Annotated in this window: 17 protein-coding genes; 16 read left to right on the top strand and 1 reads right to left on the bottom strand. The window is 37.8% G+C overall.

Features of this window, described 5'->3' with window-relative positions:
* The first annotated feature begins 454 nt into the window (after positions 1-454).
* The 14 genes from G7Y57_RS15300 to G7Y57_RS15365 all read left to right on the top strand — a co-directional run bounded on the left by G7Y57_RS15300 (position 455) and on the right by G7Y57_RS15365 (position 15,200).
* Positions 455-934, top strand: coding sequence for a DUF2975 domain-containing protein (locus G7Y57_RS15300; RefSeq protein ID WP_165026057.1), 480 nt, complete (start codon positions 455-457; stop codon positions 932-934).
* 40 nt (positions 935-974) lie between these two features.
* Entirely contained in the window at positions 975-1,154 is a 180-nt protein-coding gene (locus G7Y57_RS15305) for a helix-turn-helix domain-containing protein (RefSeq protein WP_410492654.1), read from the top strand.
* Between the two features lie 222 nt (positions 1,155-1,376).
* Positions 1,377-2,195 carry a 3-methyl-2-oxobutanoate hydroxymethyltransferase gene (gene panB, locus G7Y57_RS15310; protein ID WP_165026061.1) on the top strand — a complete coding sequence of 273 codons (819 nt, stop codon included), beginning with the start codon at positions 1,377-1,379 and terminating at the stop codon, positions 2,193-2,195.
* 16 nt (positions 2,196-2,211) lie between these two features.
* Positions 2,212-4,287: a DNA topoisomerase 3 gene (locus tag G7Y57_RS15315; RefSeq protein WP_165026062.1), complete on the top strand. Its 2,076-nt coding sequence runs from the start codon at positions 2,212-2,214 to the stop codon at positions 4,285-4,287.
* Positions 4,288-4,395: 108 nt separating this feature from the next.
* Positions 4,396-5,427 (top strand): rhodanese-related sulfurtransferase, encoded by a 1,032-nt coding sequence (locus G7Y57_RS15320; protein WP_165026064.1) that lies wholly within the window; start codon positions 4,396-4,398, stop codon positions 5,425-5,427.
* A gap of 2 nt (positions 5,428-5,429) precedes the next feature.
* Complete coding sequence (locus tag G7Y57_RS15325; protein WP_165026066.1) at positions 5,430-5,954, top strand: NUDIX hydrolase; 525 nt, start codon at positions 5,430-5,432, stop codon at positions 5,952-5,954.
* Positions 5,955-6,081: 127 nt separating this feature from the next.
* Positions 6,082-6,693 carry a DUF4468 domain-containing protein gene (locus G7Y57_RS15330; protein WP_165026067.1) on the top strand — a complete coding sequence of 204 codons (612 nt, stop codon included), beginning with the start codon at positions 6,082-6,084 and terminating at the stop codon, positions 6,691-6,693.
* Positions 6,694-7,028: 335 nt separating this feature from the next.
* Positions 7,029-7,283 carry a hypothetical protein gene (locus tag G7Y57_RS15335; RefSeq protein WP_165026069.1) on the top strand — a complete coding sequence of 85 codons (255 nt, stop codon included), beginning with the start codon at positions 7,029-7,031 and terminating at the stop codon, positions 7,281-7,283.
* Between the two features lie 491 nt (positions 7,284-7,774).
* A complete protein-coding gene (locus G7Y57_RS15340) occupies positions 7,775-7,984 on the top strand; it encodes a hypothetical protein (RefSeq protein WP_165026070.1) in 210 nt (69 codons plus the stop codon).
* Positions 7,985-8,117: 133 nt separating this feature from the next.
* Positions 8,118-9,818, top strand: a complete 1,701-nt coding sequence (locus tag G7Y57_RS15345) for a tetratricopeptide repeat protein (protein WP_165026072.1) — start codon at positions 8,118-8,120, stop codon at positions 9,816-9,818.
* Positions 9,819-10,223: 405 nt separating this feature from the next.
* Positions 10,224-11,039 (top strand): SDR family oxidoreductase, encoded by an 816-nt coding sequence (locus G7Y57_RS15350; RefSeq protein ID WP_165026075.1) that lies wholly within the window; start codon positions 10,224-10,226, stop codon positions 11,037-11,039.
* A 17-nt stretch (positions 11,040-11,056) separates the two neighbouring features.
* The gene (uxuA, locus tag G7Y57_RS15355) at positions 11,057-12,229 is read left to right on the top strand and encodes a mannonate dehydratase (protein WP_165026078.1); all 1,173 of its coding nucleotides are present in this window, start codon (positions 11,057-11,059) and stop codon (positions 12,227-12,229) included.
* 13 nt (positions 12,230-12,242) lie between these two features.
* A complete protein-coding gene (uxaC, locus tag G7Y57_RS15360) occupies positions 12,243-13,649 on the top strand; it encodes a glucuronate isomerase (protein WP_165026083.1) in 1,407 nt (468 codons plus the stop codon).
* Between the two features lie 90 nt (positions 13,650-13,739).
* Entirely contained in the window at positions 13,740-15,200 is a 1,461-nt protein-coding gene (locus tag G7Y57_RS15365) for an MFS transporter (protein ID WP_165026085.1), read from the top strand.
* 154 nt (positions 15,201-15,354) lie between these two features.
* On the opposite strand, the gene G7Y57_RS15370 is transcribed toward G7Y57_RS15365, so the two are convergent.
* Positions 15,355-16,710 (bottom strand): FISUMP domain-containing protein, encoded by a 1,356-nt coding sequence (locus G7Y57_RS15370; RefSeq protein ID WP_165026087.1) that lies wholly within the window; start codon positions 16,708-16,710, stop codon positions 15,355-15,357.
* 954 nt (positions 16,711-17,664) lie between these two features.
* Between G7Y57_RS15370 and G7Y57_RS15375 the strand changes: the two genes are divergently transcribed.
* Both G7Y57_RS15375 and G7Y57_RS15380 read left to right on the top strand, forming a co-directional pair.
* A complete protein-coding gene (locus tag G7Y57_RS15375; RefSeq protein WP_165026090.1) occupies positions 17,665-18,186 on the top strand; it encodes a shikimate kinase in 522 nt (173 codons plus the stop codon).
* Positions 18,183-19,826 (top strand): trypsin-like peptidase domain-containing protein, encoded by a 1,644-nt coding sequence (locus tag G7Y57_RS15380; protein WP_165026092.1) that lies wholly within the window; start codon positions 18,183-18,185, stop codon positions 19,824-19,826. The genes G7Y57_RS15375 and G7Y57_RS15380 overlap by 4 nt, the downstream gene beginning before the upstream one ends.
* The last annotated feature ends 1 nt before the right edge of the window (position 19,827 follow it).

The following is a 19,827-nucleotide window of genomic DNA, read 5'->3' on the forward strand; positions in this document are numbered from 1 at the left end:
GTTTTAGATGTCGCAAATTTGGATTTGACGATTTAGTCATACTTATCGCTTGCGGTCTACATAATTTTAGAATTTCAATTTCTCTGATTATTAGTCATATATAACTTTATTGAATATAATGTCTAATACGTTCTTTTATTTAAATAATAATTTCAAATATATGTATATTAATAATTAGTAATAATATAGTTATATATTATTACTAATACTCTAAATATATATTTATATATATGGTATCGGATTGTGTATTAGAAACAGTAGTAGAGTTAGTCTTATATTGTGTCAGGTATTGAGTATCCCAAAAGATACTCAGAATACTACTACAAACCCACATTTAAAATAAGCACATCTCCCAGTATAAAAACAATAATAATATATTGATAAACGATAAATATTTATATATTTGTAATCGATAAATCTTTGATTAAACTGTAATGACCAATTAATAATCATTATGAAAAAAATTTCAACAATATTTCTTCAGGTAGTCGTTGTCCTCATTGGCATTGTGGCACTTGTGCTTTTGATTTGGCTTCCTTTAACTGAGGGTAGAGCCACAAACTTAGACTTGTTTAGCATTTACTTAGATCCGTTCATCTTGTATGGATACGCGGCATCAATCGCTTTTTTTGTTGCTCTGTATAAGGCGTTCAAATTACTTGGATACATTGGACAAGATAAAGTCTTCTCATCAAACTCTGTTATGGCTTTAAAGAGTATAAAGTATTGTGCAATCATACTAAGCATTTTAATTGTAATGGCAGGGCTATACATAAGAATATTCCATAATAAAGAGGATGATCCTGCGGGTTTTCTTGCCATCTGTATCATGACTACTTTTGTTTGTATCATAATTGGCGCTGCCGCGGCTGTATTTGAAAAAATCTTACAAAATGCCGTAGATATGAAATCTGAAAATGACTTAACAATTTAAAGAGGAAAAGAAATTGGCAATTATAATCAACATAGATGTGATGCTCGCAAAGCGAAAGATGAGTGTTACTGAGCTTACCGAGAAAGTTGGAATAACTATGGCTAATATTTCAATATTGAAAAATGGAAAAGCAAAGGCAATCCGACTATCAACTTTGGAGGCAATTTGCAAGGCATTAGAATGTCAGCCAGGAGATATCATAGAATATAGAGTCGACTAATTATTATATAATATTTATATATGCTATGGGCTTGCGTATAGCAATCTGTATATAATTATGTATTAGATCGTATTGTTTATAGAATACGCTGAATGATACTCGAATAAAGGAAATTTGATAAAAAGGAACTAAATTATAAAATATTTGCAGGCACATTCGTTTTTTAATTTCATAACTTTGCCGCAAGTTTATCTATAGATAGCTAATATAAAAAACAAAGTTATGTCAACATACACAGAAGACAACCGTAAGGTTACAACACGCCGCCTTATCGAAATGAAAGAGCGTGGCGAAAAAATATCGATGCTTACAGCCTACGATTATTCGATGGCATCTATTATCGATCAGGCCGGAATGGACGTTATCTTAGTCGGCGATTCGGCATCGAACGTAATGGTGGGTAATGTTACCACTATACCGATGACTATGGAGCAAATGATTTATCATGGTCGTTCAGTTGTAAATGGTGTAAAGCGTGCATTGGTGATTGTCGATATGCCATTCGGCACATGTTCGGGCGATCCTCTTAAATCGTTGGAATATGCAATCCGCATGATGAAAGAAACCGGAGCAGATGCTTTAAAGATCGAAGGTGGTGAAGAAATTATTCCCGATATAAAGAAAATTATCGATGCCGGTATCCCTGTTATGGGACACTTGGGTCTTATGCCTCAATCCATCAACAAATATGGTACTTACAATGTGAGGGCAAAAGATAAAGGTGAGGCTGATAAATTGATAAAAGATGCTTTGCTGTTGCAAGAAGTTGGTTGCTTCGGTATGGTACTCGAGAAAATTCCATCCGACTTGGGAAAAGAAGTTTCTGAACAGTTATTTATCCCCACTATTGGTATCGGTGGTGGATCTCATACCGATGGTCAGGTGCTTGTTATGCACGATATGCTAGGTATAAATAAAGACTTCTCCCCTAAATTTCTTCGTCGTTATGCCGATCTGCATACAGTTATAAAAGATGCTGTTGAGAATTATATCAAAGATGTGAAGACTTCGGATTTTCCGAATGCGAATGAAAGTTATTAATCCATAAACAGTATAGATGAAAGTTTGTATAGCCGAAAAACCAAGTGTTGCACGCGAAATAGCCACAGTTTTAGGAGCAAATGCCCGACGCGACGGATATTTCGAAGGTAACGGTTATCAGGTAACATGGACTTTCGGACACTTTTGTACGCTTAAAGAACCGCATGAATACGCTCCCCAATGGAAGCGATGGTCATTGGATCTCCTGCCTATGATACCGCCACGTTTTGGTATTAAGCTACTCGAAAACGATGGGGTTGTTAAACAATTTGCCGTAATAGAACAATTGATGGCAGCAGCCGATGAGGTGATTAACTGCGGTGATGCGGGACAAGAAGGAGAACTCATTCAGCGGTGGGTGATGCAGAAGGCTAATTGCAAATGTCCTGTTAAACGTCTGTGGATTTCCTCACTGACGGAAGAGTCTATTCGCGAAGGCTTTCAGAAATTAAGAGAACAATCGGAGTTCGACAAACTATACGAAGCAGGATTATCCCGTGCCATTGGCGACTGGTTGCTCGGTATGAACGCAACCCGCCTTTATACAGTGAAGTACGGACAAAACAGATCAGTGTTATCTATTGGGCGTGTGCAAACGCCTACATTAGCATTGATCGTTAACCGTCAGTTAGAGATTGAAAACTTTGTTCCCGAACCATACTGGGAATTGAAAACCATATATCGTGAAACTACTTTTTCGGCTACCAAAGGGCGTTTTTCGACACAAGAAGAGGGTGAGAAGTTTCTCGAAGAAATAAAACAAGCTGACTTTGAGGTAACAGATGTTACTACAAAAAAAGGGGAGGAGCTACCCCCTCGTTTGTTCGACTTAACAGCCTTGCAGGTAGAGTGTAATAAGAAATTTGCTTTCTCGGCAGAGGATACGTTAAAGACCATCCAGACGCTCTACGAAAAGAAACTGACCACTTACCCACGTGTGGATACTACCTATCTGAGTGATGATATGTATCCTAAAGTTCCCGCTATTTTGCGAGGATTGGCAGGGTATGAAGAACTGGTAAAACCATTACTTACAGACAAGATAAAGAAATCGAAGAAGGTATTCGACAACAGTAAAGTGACGGATCACCACGCTATTATCCCCACAGGCGTACGAGCTAACAATGTTTCTGATAACGAACGTAAGGTTTACGATCTTATCACACGCCGTTTTATAGCCGTCTTTTACCCTAATTGTAAAATATCTACAACAACGGTGTTGGGCGAAGTAAATAAGGTTGAATTTAAAGTAACGGGCAAACAAATACTCGATCCGGGATGGCGTGTAGTATTCGACAAATCGAATAATCAGGATGATGACGAAGCAGATAAAGAAGACGATAATATTCTTCCTGCTTTCGAAAAAGGCGAAACAGGGCCTCATGAACCGGCATTGAATGAGAAATGGACGCAACCGCCTAAATTCTATACTGAGGCGACTTTGTTGCGGGCAATGGAAACAGCAGGTAAGCTTGTCGATAACGATGAGCTTCGTGATGCTTTGAAAGAGAATGGTATAGGTCGCCCATCTACTCGTGCGGCTGTAATCGAAACACTTTTCAAACGTAACTATATACGTAAAGAGCGAAAGAATCTTCTTGCTACACAAACAGGAGTGGAATTGATTGGTACGATTAAAGAAGAGCTTCTTAAATCGGCTGAACTGACAGGTCTTTGGGAAAAGAAACTGCGCCAGATAGAGAGGAGCGAATACGATCCCCGTCAGTTTATAGACGAACTCAAAGATATGCTTACCCAGATAGTTGCCAATGTGAAAAGCGATTGGGGAAGTAGAATCACAATAGAAGAAGCTGTAAAGGAAGAGGTGAAAGAGGCTAAGCCTAAGAAGAAATCCCCTCCTAAAGAAAAGAAACCAAAGGCTGAAAAGAAAACGGTTGAAGCAAAAATAGAAAAAGTTGAAGCGGCACCATTAATTTGTCCGCTTTGCAAAAAAGGAACTATTCTGAAAGGTAAGTCGGCTTATGGCTGCTCCGAATGGAAAAGCGGTTGTACTTTCAGATTGAATTTCGATGGTACAGTTGAGAATTTATCCGATGAAGAACTGAGAGGTGTATTGAATAAGCAACTGTAATCATATTCTATCTATAACCTATAAATACAATCAATAGGCAATCTCCCGATATAGAGAATACACATACTATCTTTGCATTTTATTTATAATCATTCTAATTTATATAAAATGCAATTATATAATACATTAAGTGCTGATGATAGAGCCAAACTCATCGACGAAGCCGGACTTCAACGGCTGACATTGTCTTTTTATACCTATGCACAGATAGCAGACCCCCAACAATTCAGAGACGAACTATTTATTCGCTGGAGCCAGTTAGATGTACTTGGTCGTATCTATGTAGCCCACGAAGGTATCAATGCTCAACTCTCATTGCCTGCACCCAATTTTGCGGCATTCAAGGAATTTCTTGATACTTATTCGTTCATGAAGGACATCAGATTGAATGTTGCTGTGGAGCATGATAATAAATCGTTCCTTAAGCTAAAAGTGAAAGTCAGAGACAAGATAGTAGCAGATGGTTTGAATGATGATACATTCGACCCAACTGATATTGGCATACACCTCAAAGCCAAAGACTTTAACCGAATGATGGAAGATCCCGATACGATTGTGATCGATATGCGTAATCATTACGAAAGCGAGATAGGTCATTTCACAGGAGCTATTACTCCCGATGTCGATACATTCCGCGAATCGCTGCCTATCATCGACGATCAACTAAAAGATTATAAGGATAATAAGAATCTACTGATGTATTGTACCGGTGGCATTCGTTGCGAGAAAGCGAGTGCTTACTTCAAACATAAGGGTTTCAAGAATGTCTATCAACTCGAAGGCGGAATAATAGAATATACCCGACAAGTAAAAGCCGAAGGATTAGACTCTAAGTTTATAGGTAAAAATTTCGTATTCGACAATCGTTTGGGCGAACGTATTACAGAAGATGTAATTGCCCATTGTCATCAGTGTGGTAAACCTTGCGATACACATACCAACTGTTTGAACGATGGTTGTCACTTACTCTTTATACAGTGCGACGAATGTGCTGATAAAATGAAAGGCTGTTGTTCCGATACATGCAAGGAAATTGTATCTTTGCCCGAAGAACAACGAAAAGATTTACGAAAAGGTAAGCACAACGATGCTATGATTTTCAAGAAAGGTAAATCGAAAAGTCTTTTGTTTAAAGTATAATTATGCACGAAGAAATCTTCCCCCTTGTCGATGAGACGGGCAATGTTATCGGGCAAGCACCACGGAGTGTTTGTCACAATGGTTCTAAAGTGTTACATCCTGTTATTCACTTGCATATCTTCAATTCCGAAGGTAAGCTGTTTCTTCAAAAGCGTTCTGCTAAGAAAGATGTACAGCCCAACAGGTGGGATTCATCCGTAGCAGGACATATCGATTTGAACGAGACAGCCGAGATCGCTGCTGTTCGCGAAGCATGGGAAGAATTGGGCTTGAAAGATATAGATCCTCATTTTATTACCAAATATATTATCGAAACGGATATAGAACGCGAATTGAGTTACTGTTTCTACATTATTTACGATGGGGATTTCAATATTGATAACGATGAGGTATCGGATGGTCGTTTTTGGACTATTGATGAGATAAGGTCGCAACTGGGTAAAAATATCTTCACTACAAACTTTGAATTGGATTTCAATGGCTTTCTGAATCAGGGTGTAGAATCACTCATTTCTCAATATATTTAATAGCGTTAATTTGTTAAATGTTAGATATTTAACTATTAGTTCGAAAGAATTAATATATTAAAGAAATAATGTTTAAGAATTAATTCTATTTTTGTCTTCCTTTATAAACTAAACACCTAACATTACTATGAAAAAATTACTGTTTATTATTTTATTTTCATTCGGATTTATTGGATTCTGCAACTCTCAGTCAAAAGAGTTGATGGAAAAATTTGAAAGCGATAAATCAATGTACACAATTGATGGAAAGAACATAGTTGTATCAAAAGTTATAGATAACGTACCCGGTACAAAAGACGAAATTTACATTAAAACAAAGAACTTTTTCGCTCGAAATTACAAAGACGCTAACTCTGTACTACAAACTGATGACAAAGAATCAGGTGTAATAATAGGCAAAGGAAGTTTTCCGGAATTGAAAGAATGGACCGATCTATTTGGAACAAAGAGCCTCCTAAGTGCTTATCACATACTTAGAGTAGATATTAAAGATGGACGAATTAGGGTTATTTGTAGTGCAGACGAATGGTTTTTATATAAGGTTACTGGAAAAGGAGCTAGGTCGTCTGATGAAGGTTACATTATAGATTATGCGCCATTTACCAATAAAAGGTTTGTTGATAAAGGTAAGCAAACAGAGGCTTTTATTAATTTAGTGGGTAGTATGAATGCGACAATAGATTCGTTAGAAAAATCCATTAAAGATGGTGCATTAAAACAAGAAACTGACGAATGGTAAACCATCGTTTGAAAATCGTCTGATATATTAGTTTCAATCTAAACAGCCCTCCAAAGCTATAACATAGCTTTGGAGGGCTGTTTATTAACTGAAAGTTTATTGTTTTATCTATTCGTTTATTAATGAAGTCGTCTTGACTTTTTGTTTTTCGTATTATTTTGTCATCCTGATGAACGAAGGATCTCGGTTAGGAGATGCTTCCCCATCGTTTAGCATGACAAAGAGAGTACAAAACAAATAAAAAGAAAATATTTTGAAAAGTCAAGACGACTTCAATATAAAAATATCTATATATTTGTGAAGTGAAGATATTAATTTAATAATGTATAGATAGTATGGAAAATTTAGAGCAATTTCCTCAAAGGAATACGTCTGTTGTAAGTATTGGCGATTGGATCATCACTATGATTCTGATGCTTATCCCTGTAGTTAATATAATAATGCTTTTTGTATGGGCTTTTGGTGGTGGCACTGCCGAGAGTAAATCCAACTGGGCAAAGGCCAGCTTGATCTTTATGGTCATCGGTATTGTGTTAACAGTTGTTTTCTGGGGCGCATTTGCGGCTACAATAGCCAGTTCGATGAATTGATCGCTCCTTCTGATAAGCCCAGAATAAAGAAATATACATAAGGGTGTGTCATAAGTAAAAGTGCACTGCCAAAGTGTTAAACTCTTTTGTCATTCTGAACGAAGTGAAGAATCCTAACTCTCGATAAGAGATCTTTTTCTCCGTTAGGAATGATAGAATTTTGTAAAAAAATTACTTGTGACACACTCTCTTTTTTATCATAGTATGTGTGAGTTTGATATAAGAAAAGAAAGAGTAACTAATAAAATTCCGAAGAACTCGTTATACCAAATTGAAAGGAAGGATCTGTATTTTTGGTTAAAAACATGAGGAAATAGCTTGAATCAGCCATAACATTCTTATCATAAATTACATCTTGTTACACCTTAAATTGCTTATATATAAAATATTATATATTTATTACCTCTCACATTGATGGGAGGGTATTGCTTGGGCTGTTATATTGGAATACTTTTACACCCACTCTTACATAATATACTAATTCTAACACTATGGAAATAAAAAGACTATTTTTAATAATGACACTGCTTGGCGGATTACTATTCTGCTTGTCGTCTTGCGATAAGCTAGGAGACGATGAATCGGATTCAGGTGGAAGTGGTGGTGATAGACCCAAACCGCCGAGTATAAATGACTTAGTGATTACGGATACGTTATCTATGGAAATAGAAAGAGATAGCATAATAATCCATAACTTATGAATAATGTGCTATCAATAGTTTTATAATTCAGTCACATCAAACTAAGGATTATTAAACTTAATAGATGAAAAACAAATAATAATTTCTGTTAAAGAGTTTCAAAATAGCATGCTTTAGACATAACTATCGATTTATGAAAATTTTAAAACCCGATCGGACAAAATATCTTCTAATCTTGTTAACTATTGTTTTATTCTCTTGTATAGAAAGTAAGCGCTCACTTTCGAGCGAATTATTGAGTAAAGCTCAAATTATAGTTGAGCAATATCCTGAAAACGCACTATTGTACTTAGATTCTATACAAACTCCTGAGAGTGACTTGGACAAGGACGACTATATGCAGTACATTGTGACTTATACACAGGCGAAATATAAAGCAGGTCATGATATAACAAATGATTCCTTAATATTTAAAGCCCAAAACTACTTCAAAAATAATCCGCAAAAAGCTGGTTTAGCTAACTATGTTGCGGGTTATGTATATTTTGAAAGAAAAATTGATGACAGGGCACTTGAATCATATTTGAAGGCTGAGTATTATGCACGTAAAACAAATGATGACCTGTTGATTGCCAGAAGCCTGCATAGCATAGGTAATTTATATTTTATTAAACAAAGTATGGATTCTGCAATAGTTCGTTATAAAGAGGCGAATAGTTATTATATAAAAACAAAAGGTGCAGAAAAGAATAGGCTCTTACTTTATCAGCAGATTGGGCGAACATATGAAGATATGCACAATTTAGATAGTGCTTTGGTCTATTTCGAAAAGGGATCGGTGTTGGCAATGCAGCTTAATGACTCCGACTATGAAACCACTTTCATTTTTTTAAAGGGTATGGTCTTATGGGAAAAAGAAGACTATAAGCAATCAGAAGAATACTTATATAAGGCTCTCGAAGAAACTAAAAATGACGAAGAAGCTTTAAAAATACGCCTTAATTTAGCAAGGTTATATATAAAAATTGGTAAACAAGATGCAGCACAATTTCACATTGACGAGATAAAAAACGGATTATCTAAAATTAATGGCAATATCGGATTGCGAAGCGTATATACCTCTTTGGTCGATTTCTATACATTAAATGCAGATTATAAAGAAGCTATATATTACGAAAAGCTAATAGGGAAGATTAATCAACAAATCAGTGAAGAAAAAGGGTTAGATAAATTAGTCATTGCAGAAGAAAGGCATCAGCGATATATTGTAGACAAAGAATCTGCTGAAGCTCGCCAAAAATTGATAACAATACTTGGTGTGGTGTTCGGAGTGGCTCTTTTCCTTGTTTTCATAGCCGTTTTGTTATTAAGGAATAAGCGTCTGAAATTCGAGAAAGAATTAGAAACAAATAAATTGTCAGAGTCCAAAGACAGATTGTTGAGACACAGCGAAGAAAGCCTTTTATTCCTGCAAAGTATTCATCAGAATATAATTTATGATTGGGCTAAAGTAGAAGAAGAAATAAAAGAACTAGCTAACGAATTCGGAGCAGAAGAACGTCCAATTTTGCTGGATAAAATTCAGCAAATTATTGACGAACTCAGAAACAAATCTAACCAACAGTTAATCGAAAATGCGAGAATCCATTTACGTGAAGCCGGTGTTAAAGAACAAACAATTAAGAATTTAAACGACAAACAACTGCTGATATTTATCCTCACTTGTTGTGGGTATAACAGGAATGATATGTCGATAATAATGGGTTCGGATGTTGCTATCGATGATGATGACTTTGCCGTTCAACTAAAAGTCCTGAAAGCGAAACTTAAAAGATTCGGGGTATCGATAGACGAAATGAAACAAGAATCACCCTCAAAAGAAATGGATAGTTAGTCAGCGTTTTCGAAAAAAAGCAAAAGTAGAGTGCCTGTCAGCAAATCCTTATTTCGAGACATTCTATAAAATCACTATAGTTGTAGTATAAGCAACAGAGGTATTTTACCCGAATTGGAGGAATCCATTTCGGGCTTTTTTTGTTTTACACAAACACAAAAATAGTGCAAATTTAAAAGATCTGTCTGTTTCTAAAAGCATGTGTAAAGGATAACTTATTGAAAATAAATATTTTATTAGCTGTTAAAAATAGGTGTAAATAAGAGATTAGACAGATCGAATGCTTACACAATAATTAGTATATTTGTATGTGACCGCAATTATAGGGTATAAGTATTTATCTTATAGCTTTGATATGTGTATGCGCATTTAACCTGAATTGAAGATAAAAACAACATGAAGCACATGAAGACAGATTTGTTTAATATCCAAGATAAAGTAATTCTTATCACAGGAGGCTATGGAGTTTTGGGAACAAGCATTTCCAAATATCTGGCAGCACAAGGAGCCAAAGTTGTAGTACTTGGACGAAACAAAATAAAGGGTGATGCTCTTGCGAAAGAGATAAAAGCTGGCGGAGGCGAAGCCCTTTTCTTAGAATCTGACGTGATGGCCGAAGAAGTCCTCATTCGGAACAGAGAAGATATTCTGAAGAAGTATGGTAAAATCGATGTACTTATCAATGCGGCAGGAGGTAATATGCCGGGTGCGACCATTGGCCCCGACAAAAATATTTTTGACCTCAAATTAGATGATTTCAAAACAGTAGTAGACCTCAATCTTTTTGGTACGGCATTACCTACGTCTGTTTTTGCCAAAGCTATGGTCGATGGTGGCGAAGGTAATATTGTCAACTTCTCGTCTATGTCGGCACTCCGTCCATTGACACGTGTTGCCGGTTATGGTGCAGCCAAAGCGGCAGTGTCTAACTATACGCAATATATGGCTGGCGAATTGGCGACTAAGTTTGGCGAAAAATTCAGAGTGAACGCACTTGCCCCCGGTTTTTTCCTGACAGAACAAAACAGAGCTCTTTTGACAAATCCCGACGGATCGTTTACCGACAGAGGTAAAACGATTATAGCGCATACTCCATTTCGTAGATTTGGCGAAGCCGAAGAACTGCATGGAGCGATTCACTTTCTGGTAAGCGATGCTTCTAAATTTGTAACAGGGACTGTACTTGTTGTAGATGGAGGATTCAACGCATTTTCTATTTAAGATAAAACAAAAAAAACATGATACTAAGTGAGCAAACATGGAGATGGTATGGTCCCAACGATCCTGTATCGTTACCTGATATCAGGCAAGCCGGAGCGACAGGAATTGTAACGGCGCTTCACCATATCAAAAATGGAGAAGTGTGGACTGTGGAAGAAATTGAAAAACGCAAACAGACGATAGAAGATGCAGGGCTTACTTGGTCTGTAGTCGAAAGTATCCCTGTACACGAGCATATAAAGACGCAGGAAGGAGATTACAAAAAGTATATAGAAAACTATAAAGAAAGCATCCGTAATCTGGCTAAATGTGGCGTGAAGATTATCACCTACAATTTTATGCCTGTATTAGACTGGACTCGTACCGACCTCGCCTTCACAATGCCCGACGGCTCTAAAGCATTACGTTTCGAAAAGGATGCTTTTATGGCATTTGACTTGTATATCTTAAAGCGCCCTGATGCCGAAAAAAGTTATATAGAAGAAGAACAGGCAAGAGCAAAGAAACGTTTCGAAAGCATGTCGCAGGCTGACAGAGATCTGATTGTCAATAATATGATTGCAGGCTTACCGGGAGCAGAAGAGAGTTTTACTTTAGAAGAATTTCAAAAACAGTTGGATAGATACAATAATGTGAGCGAAGACCGATTGAGACAAAATCTTATCGACTTCCTCAAAGAGATAGCACCTGTTGCCGATGAGGTAGGGGCTAAATTGGCTATTCATCCCGACGATCCTCCTTATGCTATTCTTGGATTGCCCCGTATACTTAGTACGAAATCGGATTTTCAGGCATTAGTAGAAGCTGTGCCTAACGAGTCTAATGGTCTGTGTTTTTGCACAGGCTCATTCGGTGTACGTGCTGACAACGATCTGCCTGAAATGATTGTGGAACTGGGGGACAGAATCAATTTTGTACATCTTCGTTCTACCAAACGTGACGATCAGGGCAATTTTTACGAGGCCAATCACTTAGAAGGTGATGTAGATATGTATGGAGTAATGAAAGGCTTTCTCGAAATACAAAACAAACATGGAATTTCTATTCCATTCCGTCCCGATCACGGTCACCAAATGTTAGACGACTTGAACAAGAAAACCAATCCTGGTTATTCAGCGATAGGTCGTTTACGTGGTCTAGCTGAACTGCGCGGACTAGAAATGGGAATAGCGAAAACACTTTATAAATAAAGGAGAGAATACCATGAAAGATTTTTTAGACGATAACTTTGTATTAGAGAATAGTGTGGCTGAATTGCTCTATCATCAACATGCCAAGCATCAGCCCATCATAGATTACCATTGTCACCTCGATCCTAAAATGATTGCCAAAGATTATCAGTTCGACAATCTGGGCGAAATCTGGCTGGGGGGCGATCATTATAAATGGCGTGCATTGAGAGCCAATGGGGTAGACGAGCGATATATAACAGGAAAAGAGACTACCGATTGGGAGAAATTTGAAAAATGGGCAGAAACTGTACCTTATACCATGCGCAATCCACTTTATCATTGGACGCACTTGGAATTAAAAACAGCTTTCGGAATCACTAAACTTCTTAAACCCGAAACCGCAAAAGAAATATATGATGAGTGCACAGAGAAACTTCGCACTAAAGAATTTTCGGCTCGTGGCTTGATGAAGCATTACAAAGTTGAGGTAGTTTGTACAACTGATGATCCGGCTGATTCTTTGGAGCATCATCTCGCTTTGAAGAAAGAAGGTTTTGAGATAAAAGTACTTCCTACTTGGCGACCCGATAGGGCTATGGCTGTCGAAAATCCTACTCAATTCAGAGCCTACATGGAAAAACTGTCTCAAGCATCGGGTGTATCTATTTCTAATTTTACCGATCTGCTGACTGCACTTCGCAAACGCCACGACTTTTTTGCAGAGGTTGGCTGTAAACTGTCAGATCATGGAATAGCTCATTTTTTTGCAGAAGATTATACAAATGCAGAAATTGACAGGATATTCAATAAAGTATATGGAGGGAATGAACTTACAATCGAAGAATGCTTGAAATTTAAATCGGCTCTGCTCTACGAAGGTGCTGTTATGGATTGGGAAAAAGGCTGGACGCAGCAATTTCATTTTGGAGTAGTTCGAAACAATAGTAGTCGCTTATTTAATAAACTTGGAGCAGATGTTGGCGGAGATTCAATCGCCGATTTTTCGCAAGCCCTCAATATGGCTAAATTTCTGGATAGGCTCGATTCAAAAGATAAACTCGCTAAAACAATACTTTATAATCTCAATCCCCGTGATAACGATCTGGTAGCTACTATGGTCGGTAACTTTCAGGATGGCACTGTTGCAGGCAAAATTCAGTTCGGTTCGGGTTGGTGGTTTCTCGATCAGAAAGATGGTATGGAAGCACAGATAAACTCGTTATCTAATCAAGGGTTGTTGAGCCGTTTTGTGGGTATGCTCACCGATTCACGTAGTTTCTTGTCATACCCCCGCCACGAATATTTTCGTCGTATTCTTTGCAATCTTATCGGCAGAGATGTTGAAAAAGGATTTTTACCCGCTTCCGAGATCGAATTTCTAGGTAAGATGGTCGAGAATATATCATACTATAATGCAAAGAATTTCTTTAAATTCTGATTAACAATTAGCATGAGGAAAATAGCATACAGAAGCACGTTTGTTATCTTTTAAAAAGTGAAATAAAAAGGAAACCTAAATCTAATAATTATGAATAAAATACTACATGCTGCCAACGATACCATGACCAAATACAGGTGGAAAGTCTGTGCTTTACTATTCTTCGCCACGACTATCAACTACATGGATCGTCAGATTATAGGCTTGCTCAAAAGCGATTTGAGTGCCGAATTCCATTGGTCTGAATCCGATTTTGGTTGGATTACGGGTGTATTCTCGATAGTCTATGCCATCAGTATGATTTTTGTCGGCAGTTTTGTAGATAAAGTAGGTACAAAAAAAGGGTATGCTTATGCTATAAGCCTTTGGTCTTTCGGGGCATGTTTGCATGCAGCTTGCGGACTATTTACAGAATGGTATACAGGTATTGAAAATGCAGAGGGGTTAATAAATGCTACCGGTAGTATAGTTCCTGTTATCGCTACTGTCAGTTTGGGTGCTTTCCTTTTTGCTCGTGTAGTCTTAGCTGTGGGCGAAGCGGGAAACTTCCCTTCGGCTGTAAAAGCTACGGCAGAGTATTTCCCTAAACGAGACCGTTCGTTTGCCACAGGTATTTTCAATTCGGGAGCTAATGTCGGTGCTATTATAGCTCCGCTATCTGTACCGTTTATTGCAAAAGAATGGGGATGGGAGATTGCATTTCTTATAGTTGGTGCTATCGGATTCGTTTGGTTGGGTTTTTGGTGGTTCCTATATAAAGAACCGGATAAAAATCCTCATATGAATGATGCAGAACGCAACTACATCAATCAGGATACAATTTTGGAACAAGAGTTGATTGAAAAAGGAGAGATAGAAGCGCCCGACCCTGAAAAGAAAGAAGAGTCGGTTTCGTTCTTAAAATGTATGAGTTACAGACAAACTTGGTCAGTTTTCTTAGGCAAATTTATAACAGACGGTGTGTGGTGGTTCTTTCTTTTCTGGACTCCTGCGTACTTAGACGCTGAATTTGGATTAAAAGGTACACAAATAGCATTGCCTCTCGGAGTACTATATACCATCACAGTATTTGGTTCTGTATTAGGCGGTAAATTTCCTACTTATTTCATCAACAAGGGCATGAAACCGTATGAAGGACGTATGCGGGCAATGTTATTCATAGCCATGATTCCGCTAGTTGTATTATTTGCTCAGCCGTTGGCACATCTCGAATTTTTAGGAGATTATGGATATTGGATTCCTGTGATATTGATAGGGATCGGTTGTGCAGGACATCAGGCATGGTCGGCAAATATCTATACGGCAGGTAGTGATATGTTTCCCAAGAAAGCGGTTGCTTCTATTACATCGGCTACAGGCTTGGCAGGAGGAGTAAGTTCATTTCTCCTGATGATTATCAGTGGTCAACTATTCGACCATGCAAGAGATGTTTGGGGAGATATATCATTGGGATATTCTATCGTATTCGGATATTGTGCCGTAGCCTATCTTTTAGGATGGGTGGTAATGAAAACACTTGCACCTAAGTTTAAGCCGATAACTGATCTGTAATATTTAGTGTTATTCGAAAATCACTATATTATTGAATGAATAAGGAAGGCGCTTGTTATTTTACCACTGTCAATAACAAACGCCTTCCTATATATAAAATACTAAACAAAAATTATCTCTTTTTGCGAAAAAGTGGATTCTTCCGATTAAAGAGTTAGTTTCTCTTACACCTAACCGAGTGCATGGCGTTCCGCGCAGAGTTGTTCCAGCGGTATCCCTTAGCCTCGGTATTCTGGAGACTCCGACGCCAAGCCAAAGTTGCGCTAGAATTGCTACTAGACCACCAATAGCCTTGCGTGCCGAATTTGTTCGAGCTATCACTGTTACCGGAAAGAAGGCCGTTGAAGCCGCCTTGCGTTACAGGATTGGATGTGCCGCCAGTGGCGGTGGTTCCGTCGGCAGATGTAGTGGATTTCATAGCAGTACCATGGGTTGTGCCACGCCAACTGTAAAGAGCGTAGTCTAATATATTAGCACTACCGATATTAGGCGTAGTACTGAAAAGAGATGTGTTAATGATAATCGCATTCTCCAGATTAGTCCACTCCCTGTCGCTCGGTAAATGCCATCCCGAAGGGCAGATACCCTGTCTTTGAGTTCCTTCGGCAAGTTCACCTTCACTAACTGTACCTTCCTGACCCGTCGCTCCACCCTTGCCATTAGTGGCTGCCGCCCAATTATAAAGTACACCTAACGTGTTTTTATTGGCAGATACTTTATTGGGGTAACCAAAATAGGTTTCAGAATGACTGTAAGTATAATTTTCGGTCAGAATCAAAATAATATCGCCGTTATCACGCACAGGGTCGATAACCTCGGCACGAAGATTATCATTCATCCATACACCATCTTCAAAATAGTCGCCTGTTTCAATTGTAGTGACAGCGTTGCCGGAGACAAGAGTATTGCTGCATGAATAATTTTCCTGTACCTCATAAGTCTTGGTACGATTAGCCAGACCGACATAAAAGCGGGTATAATTGTAGGTCTGTGGCGTATCGCCCCCACGGCTGTCGGTAAATGTGCCGATATAGCCTAAAGGGTATTGGCTGCGGTCTTTATCGGCAGGCCAATTTGTAGGCGAATTCGGATCAAGGAACGTAAAACCATTTAATTTATCCGATTTAAGAATCTTGCTGCCGACAGGTTGTATAGGATAGGGGATAAGCGACTCCCATTTTTCCCCAGTCCATAGGTGAAGCCCGGGACAGATACGATTGGCTGTTTCTTGTGTAGTAGTATTGTAAACCATCAGACCGACATGAGAGGCTTTTAGTGTCTCATAATCAGTTTCACTACCTGTGAGCATAGGGTAAAGATTGGTTAAATCACTAAGTGGTACACGAGGCATACCTAGCCCCTTAGTGGACATACCTTCCTTGTTTTCCTTCAGATCGAGCAGAGCGCCTGCTGAAGGAGCTTCGCCACTACCGATTGTTACCTGGGCATTCACCTTCCACGACAATAAAAAGGCAGTAATTAGCACATAAAATAGTTTTGTCTTCCTCATAAAGTTTTTGAATAAAGTTTTTAATTTGAGCAAATTATAGTTCGCATAAAGCAGACAGGGCTGCTTAGATGTTAAGATTGTTAAGTAATCCACGATTTTGAATATAGGCATGTAAAGTCTGTCAACTACATACTTTTGGTTGGCAGCATAAAAAATAAGGGCACACTCAATGCAGCATACCCTTTTAGTAGAAATAAATATATATAGAAAGTTTGTTTTATAATTTTTATTGTGTAATATATACGCAATATGCGAAAAGAGATGGTAACGAATAACAAAAGGAGAATTGTTATTACAAATTAGAAAAAATAAAAACAGGTAGATTAGTAGATCATTCTCTCTCTCTCTCTCTCTCTCTCTCTCTCTCTCTCTCTCTCTCTCTCTCTCTCTCTCTCTCTCTAATAAAATATAGCTAACCTCCAAATTTTCAGCGGAAAAGATGGAGGAAATAGCTATTTTATTTCGAGATAAATTGTTCATTTTATTTGTCTTATTTATATATCCTTAACGGTTGTAAATATAATTATATATTTTAAATTTATCAAATAGATAAACATTAAATAAAGTATCTATGAGTTGATACCCAGTTTTCTTTTTCAGCTTTTTTTGTCATTACGATACACAGCTAAGATCTCCTGCTATTCCTTAGGTATAGAATGAATAGATGGCTTCTTTCAAATCGTGATGATAGATTCGAATCGAGATTTTATTGTTCTTTTCCCTATACTGAACTCACGTTAATTATCCAAAATGTGATTATGTTATTTTTTCTCCCTTTAAAATAACATAATATTTACTCATCGTTATATCTGATAGATATTATTTCCTATTTTTGTGTAATAGCTTAGACTATATTAAGGTCGCAGACCTAAATTATTGCTATCCAAGTATAAAAAAGATTGGTAGTTATAGCTTCAAAATGCGACATTAAATGCATTCTTTTACTTATATGAAATGAAAAGAATTTTTTTAATCGGATATATGGGAACCGGTAAGACCACCGCCGGACGCGAATTAGCAAAAGCTTTGGGAGTGGAGTTTGTCGATATAGACCATTTCATTCAAGCTCGCTATTTAAAGTCAGTCAGTCAGTTATTTGAAGATGTAGGCGAAGCCGAATTCCGAAAGATAGAAAGTAATATACTGAAAGAGGTTGGAGAATTTGAAGATGTTGTTATATCTACGGGTGGTGGTACGCCTTGTTTTTTTGACAACATAGACTATATGAATCGGGTAGGGACAACAATTTATTTGAAGGCATCGCCCGAAGCTTTATCCTCGCGGCTCAATACATGTAAAGAAAAAAGACCCCTCATAAGAGATAAAAACGAAGAAGAGTTGTATGCTTTCGTGGTAGAAAGTTTGCAAAAGAGGGAGCCGTTCTATTCGAAAGCCGGTATAATATTCGAAACCGAAGAGCTTGTCAATAGAGAGGATGTGGACAAATATATTCAACAATTAATAGCCAAATTATGAGAAATAATTCTGTGAATAAACTGCTTTTAGGTTTATTCCTACTGTTTAGTCTGAATATATCAGCCCAGCAAACTGCACATACATTTAATAGTGATAAATCAGTTGTTACACTCCAGATCGATGTAGACAAAGCCAGATTGGATAAAGAAGATGAAATGGCGAAGCAAATCGGAACTCCTATGCGTATAGCTATTCTTTATCCTTTATTCTTAGATGCTATCAGTATCGGTAAATGGGACGTTTTATCCAATTCGAAAAAAACATGGAAACTGACGATAGAGGCACCTAAATCTCATGGTGTGACTGTGCGTTACGATGATTTTTATATTCCACAGGGCGGTACATTGTACGTTTATAACGAAGATTCATCTTATGATACGAAAGTTTATACCCACAAAAGTAATCCCAATGGAGGTTTTTATTCTACTGAAACACTGTCGGGGGATAAAATAACATTGGAATATGTAAATTCTTCTGATCAGACTGAAATGCCACGGTTTCAAATAAGTAGCATAGGGTATAAGTACAGGGATCTAAGCGATGTTTTCGTTACACCTGATAGTAAATTGAGATCGTTTAACGACTCACGTAATGTGTGTATCCCTAATATCAATTGCCCTGAAGGAGATGAATGGCAGAATCAGAAAAAAGGTGTTGTCCGTTTGTTAACAACAATAGGAAGCTCTACTTATTTCTGTTCAGGTACATTAGTAAATAATGCTAATAAAGATAAAACGCCTTATTTGCTTTCTGCATATCATTGTTTCAATGTTAATGGCAGAACAGCTACAATGGAACGCACGGAAATATATTTTGACGATGAGTTTGTAACATGTGAAAATCAAACAACAAGACCTGAATCGAAGAAACTGATCGGGGCAGAGTCTTTAGTGATGAATCCCATAGTAGGAGGTTCGGATGGTGCATTGATAAAACTGACACAAGAGATCGATCCTGCGTGGAAGGTACATTACAATGGATGGGATACCGAAAATCAGGATTATGTAAATCTAAGTGGTGCTGTTATTCAACATCCTTTAGGTGATGTAAAAAAAATAGCTTTATTTACGACACCGTTAGTTACAACCAGCTGGGCTGAATCGGAAGGTTCGTCTACGCCGAATGCTCATTGGTTGGTAAGATATTCTAGAGGTGTTACTCAGGGTGGTTCGTCGGGTTCTCCTATTTTCAATCAGAATGGGCTTGTAGTAGGTACGCTGACAGGTGGTTCTTCTAGTTGTACTAATACATCTGCCACAGATTCTTATGGTAAATTCGCTTATCATTGGAATAAATCGAGTGATCCTGACCTTTGGATGAAGAAATACTTAGACCCTAATAATACAGGCATAACGAAGCTGTCGGGAATGGACTCGTCGGGTGCGACAGATCCCGATCCGCAGCCTATTGACAGACCAAATGTTGTAGTCTTTTGGGATGGTGAAGATCTTTATGTAACAGCAAAAGATATATTAAAAACAGTTAGAGTTTATAATCTGTCGGGATACGAAGTTTATTCTCAGAGGGAGTTTAGCTCGTCGACACACCGCATTCCTACCAGTGCGTGGAATAGAGGTGTTTATATTGTATCAGTGGATGCACAAAGTGGTATCTCGAAAACAAAAAAAGTGGTAAAGTAAT

It is taken from the genome of Dysgonomonas sp. ZJ279 (genome assembly GCF_011039205.1).
GTDB lineage: Bacteria > Bacteroidota > Bacteroidia > Bacteroidales > Dysgonomonadaceae > Dysgonomonas.

Coding starts and splice junctions, on each gene's coding strand:
- G7Y57_RS15300 (WP_165026057.1), top strand. CDS start 455: ATGAAAAAAATTTCAACAATATTTCTTCAGGTAGTCGTTGTCCTCATT.
- G7Y57_RS15305 (WP_410492654.1), top strand. CDS start 975: ATGCTCGCAAAGCGAAAGATGAGTGTTACTGAGCTTACCGAGAAAGTT.
- panB (WP_165026061.1), top strand. CDS start 1,377: ATGTCAACATACACAGAAGACAACCGTAAGGTTACAACACGCCGCCTT.
- G7Y57_RS15315 (WP_165026062.1), top strand. CDS start 2,212: ATGAAAGTTTGTATAGCCGAAAAACCAAGTGTTGCACGCGAAATAGCC.
- G7Y57_RS15320 (WP_165026064.1), top strand. CDS start 4,396: ATGCAATTATATAATACATTAAGTGCTGATGATAGAGCCAAACTCATC.
- G7Y57_RS15325 (WP_165026066.1), top strand. CDS start 5,430: ATGCACGAAGAAATCTTCCCCCTTGTCGATGAGACGGGCAATGTTATC.
- G7Y57_RS15330 (WP_165026067.1), top strand. CDS start 6,082: ATGAAAAAATTACTGTTTATTATTTTATTTTCATTCGGATTTATTGGA.
- G7Y57_RS15335 (WP_165026069.1), top strand. CDS start 7,029: ATGGAAAATTTAGAGCAATTTCCTCAAAGGAATACGTCTGTTGTAAGT.
- G7Y57_RS15340 (WP_165026070.1), top strand. CDS start 7,775: ATGGAAATAAAAAGACTATTTTTAATAATGACACTGCTTGGCGGATTA.
- G7Y57_RS15345 (WP_165026072.1), top strand. CDS start 8,118: ATGAAAATTTTAAAACCCGATCGGACAAAATATCTTCTAATCTTGTTA.
- G7Y57_RS15350 (WP_165026075.1), top strand. CDS start 10,224: ATGAAGACAGATTTGTTTAATATCCAAGATAAAGTAATTCTTATCACA.
- uxuA (WP_165026078.1), top strand. CDS start 11,057: ATGATACTAAGTGAGCAAACATGGAGATGGTATGGTCCCAACGATCCT.
- uxaC (WP_165026083.1), top strand. CDS start 12,243: ATGAAAGATTTTTTAGACGATAACTTTGTATTAGAGAATAGTGTGGCT.
- G7Y57_RS15365 (WP_165026085.1), top strand. CDS start 13,740: ATGAATAAAATACTACATGCTGCCAACGATACCATGACCAAATACAGG.
- G7Y57_RS15370 (WP_165026087.1), bottom strand. CDS start 16,710: ATGAGGAAGACAAAACTATTTTATGTGCTAATTACTGCCTTTTTATTG.
- G7Y57_RS15375 (WP_165026090.1), top strand. CDS start 17,665: ATGAAAAGAATTTTTTTAATCGGATATATGGGAACCGGTAAGACCACC.
- G7Y57_RS15380 (WP_165026092.1), top strand. CDS start 18,183: ATGAGAAATAATTCTGTGAATAAACTGCTTTTAGGTTTATTCCTACTG.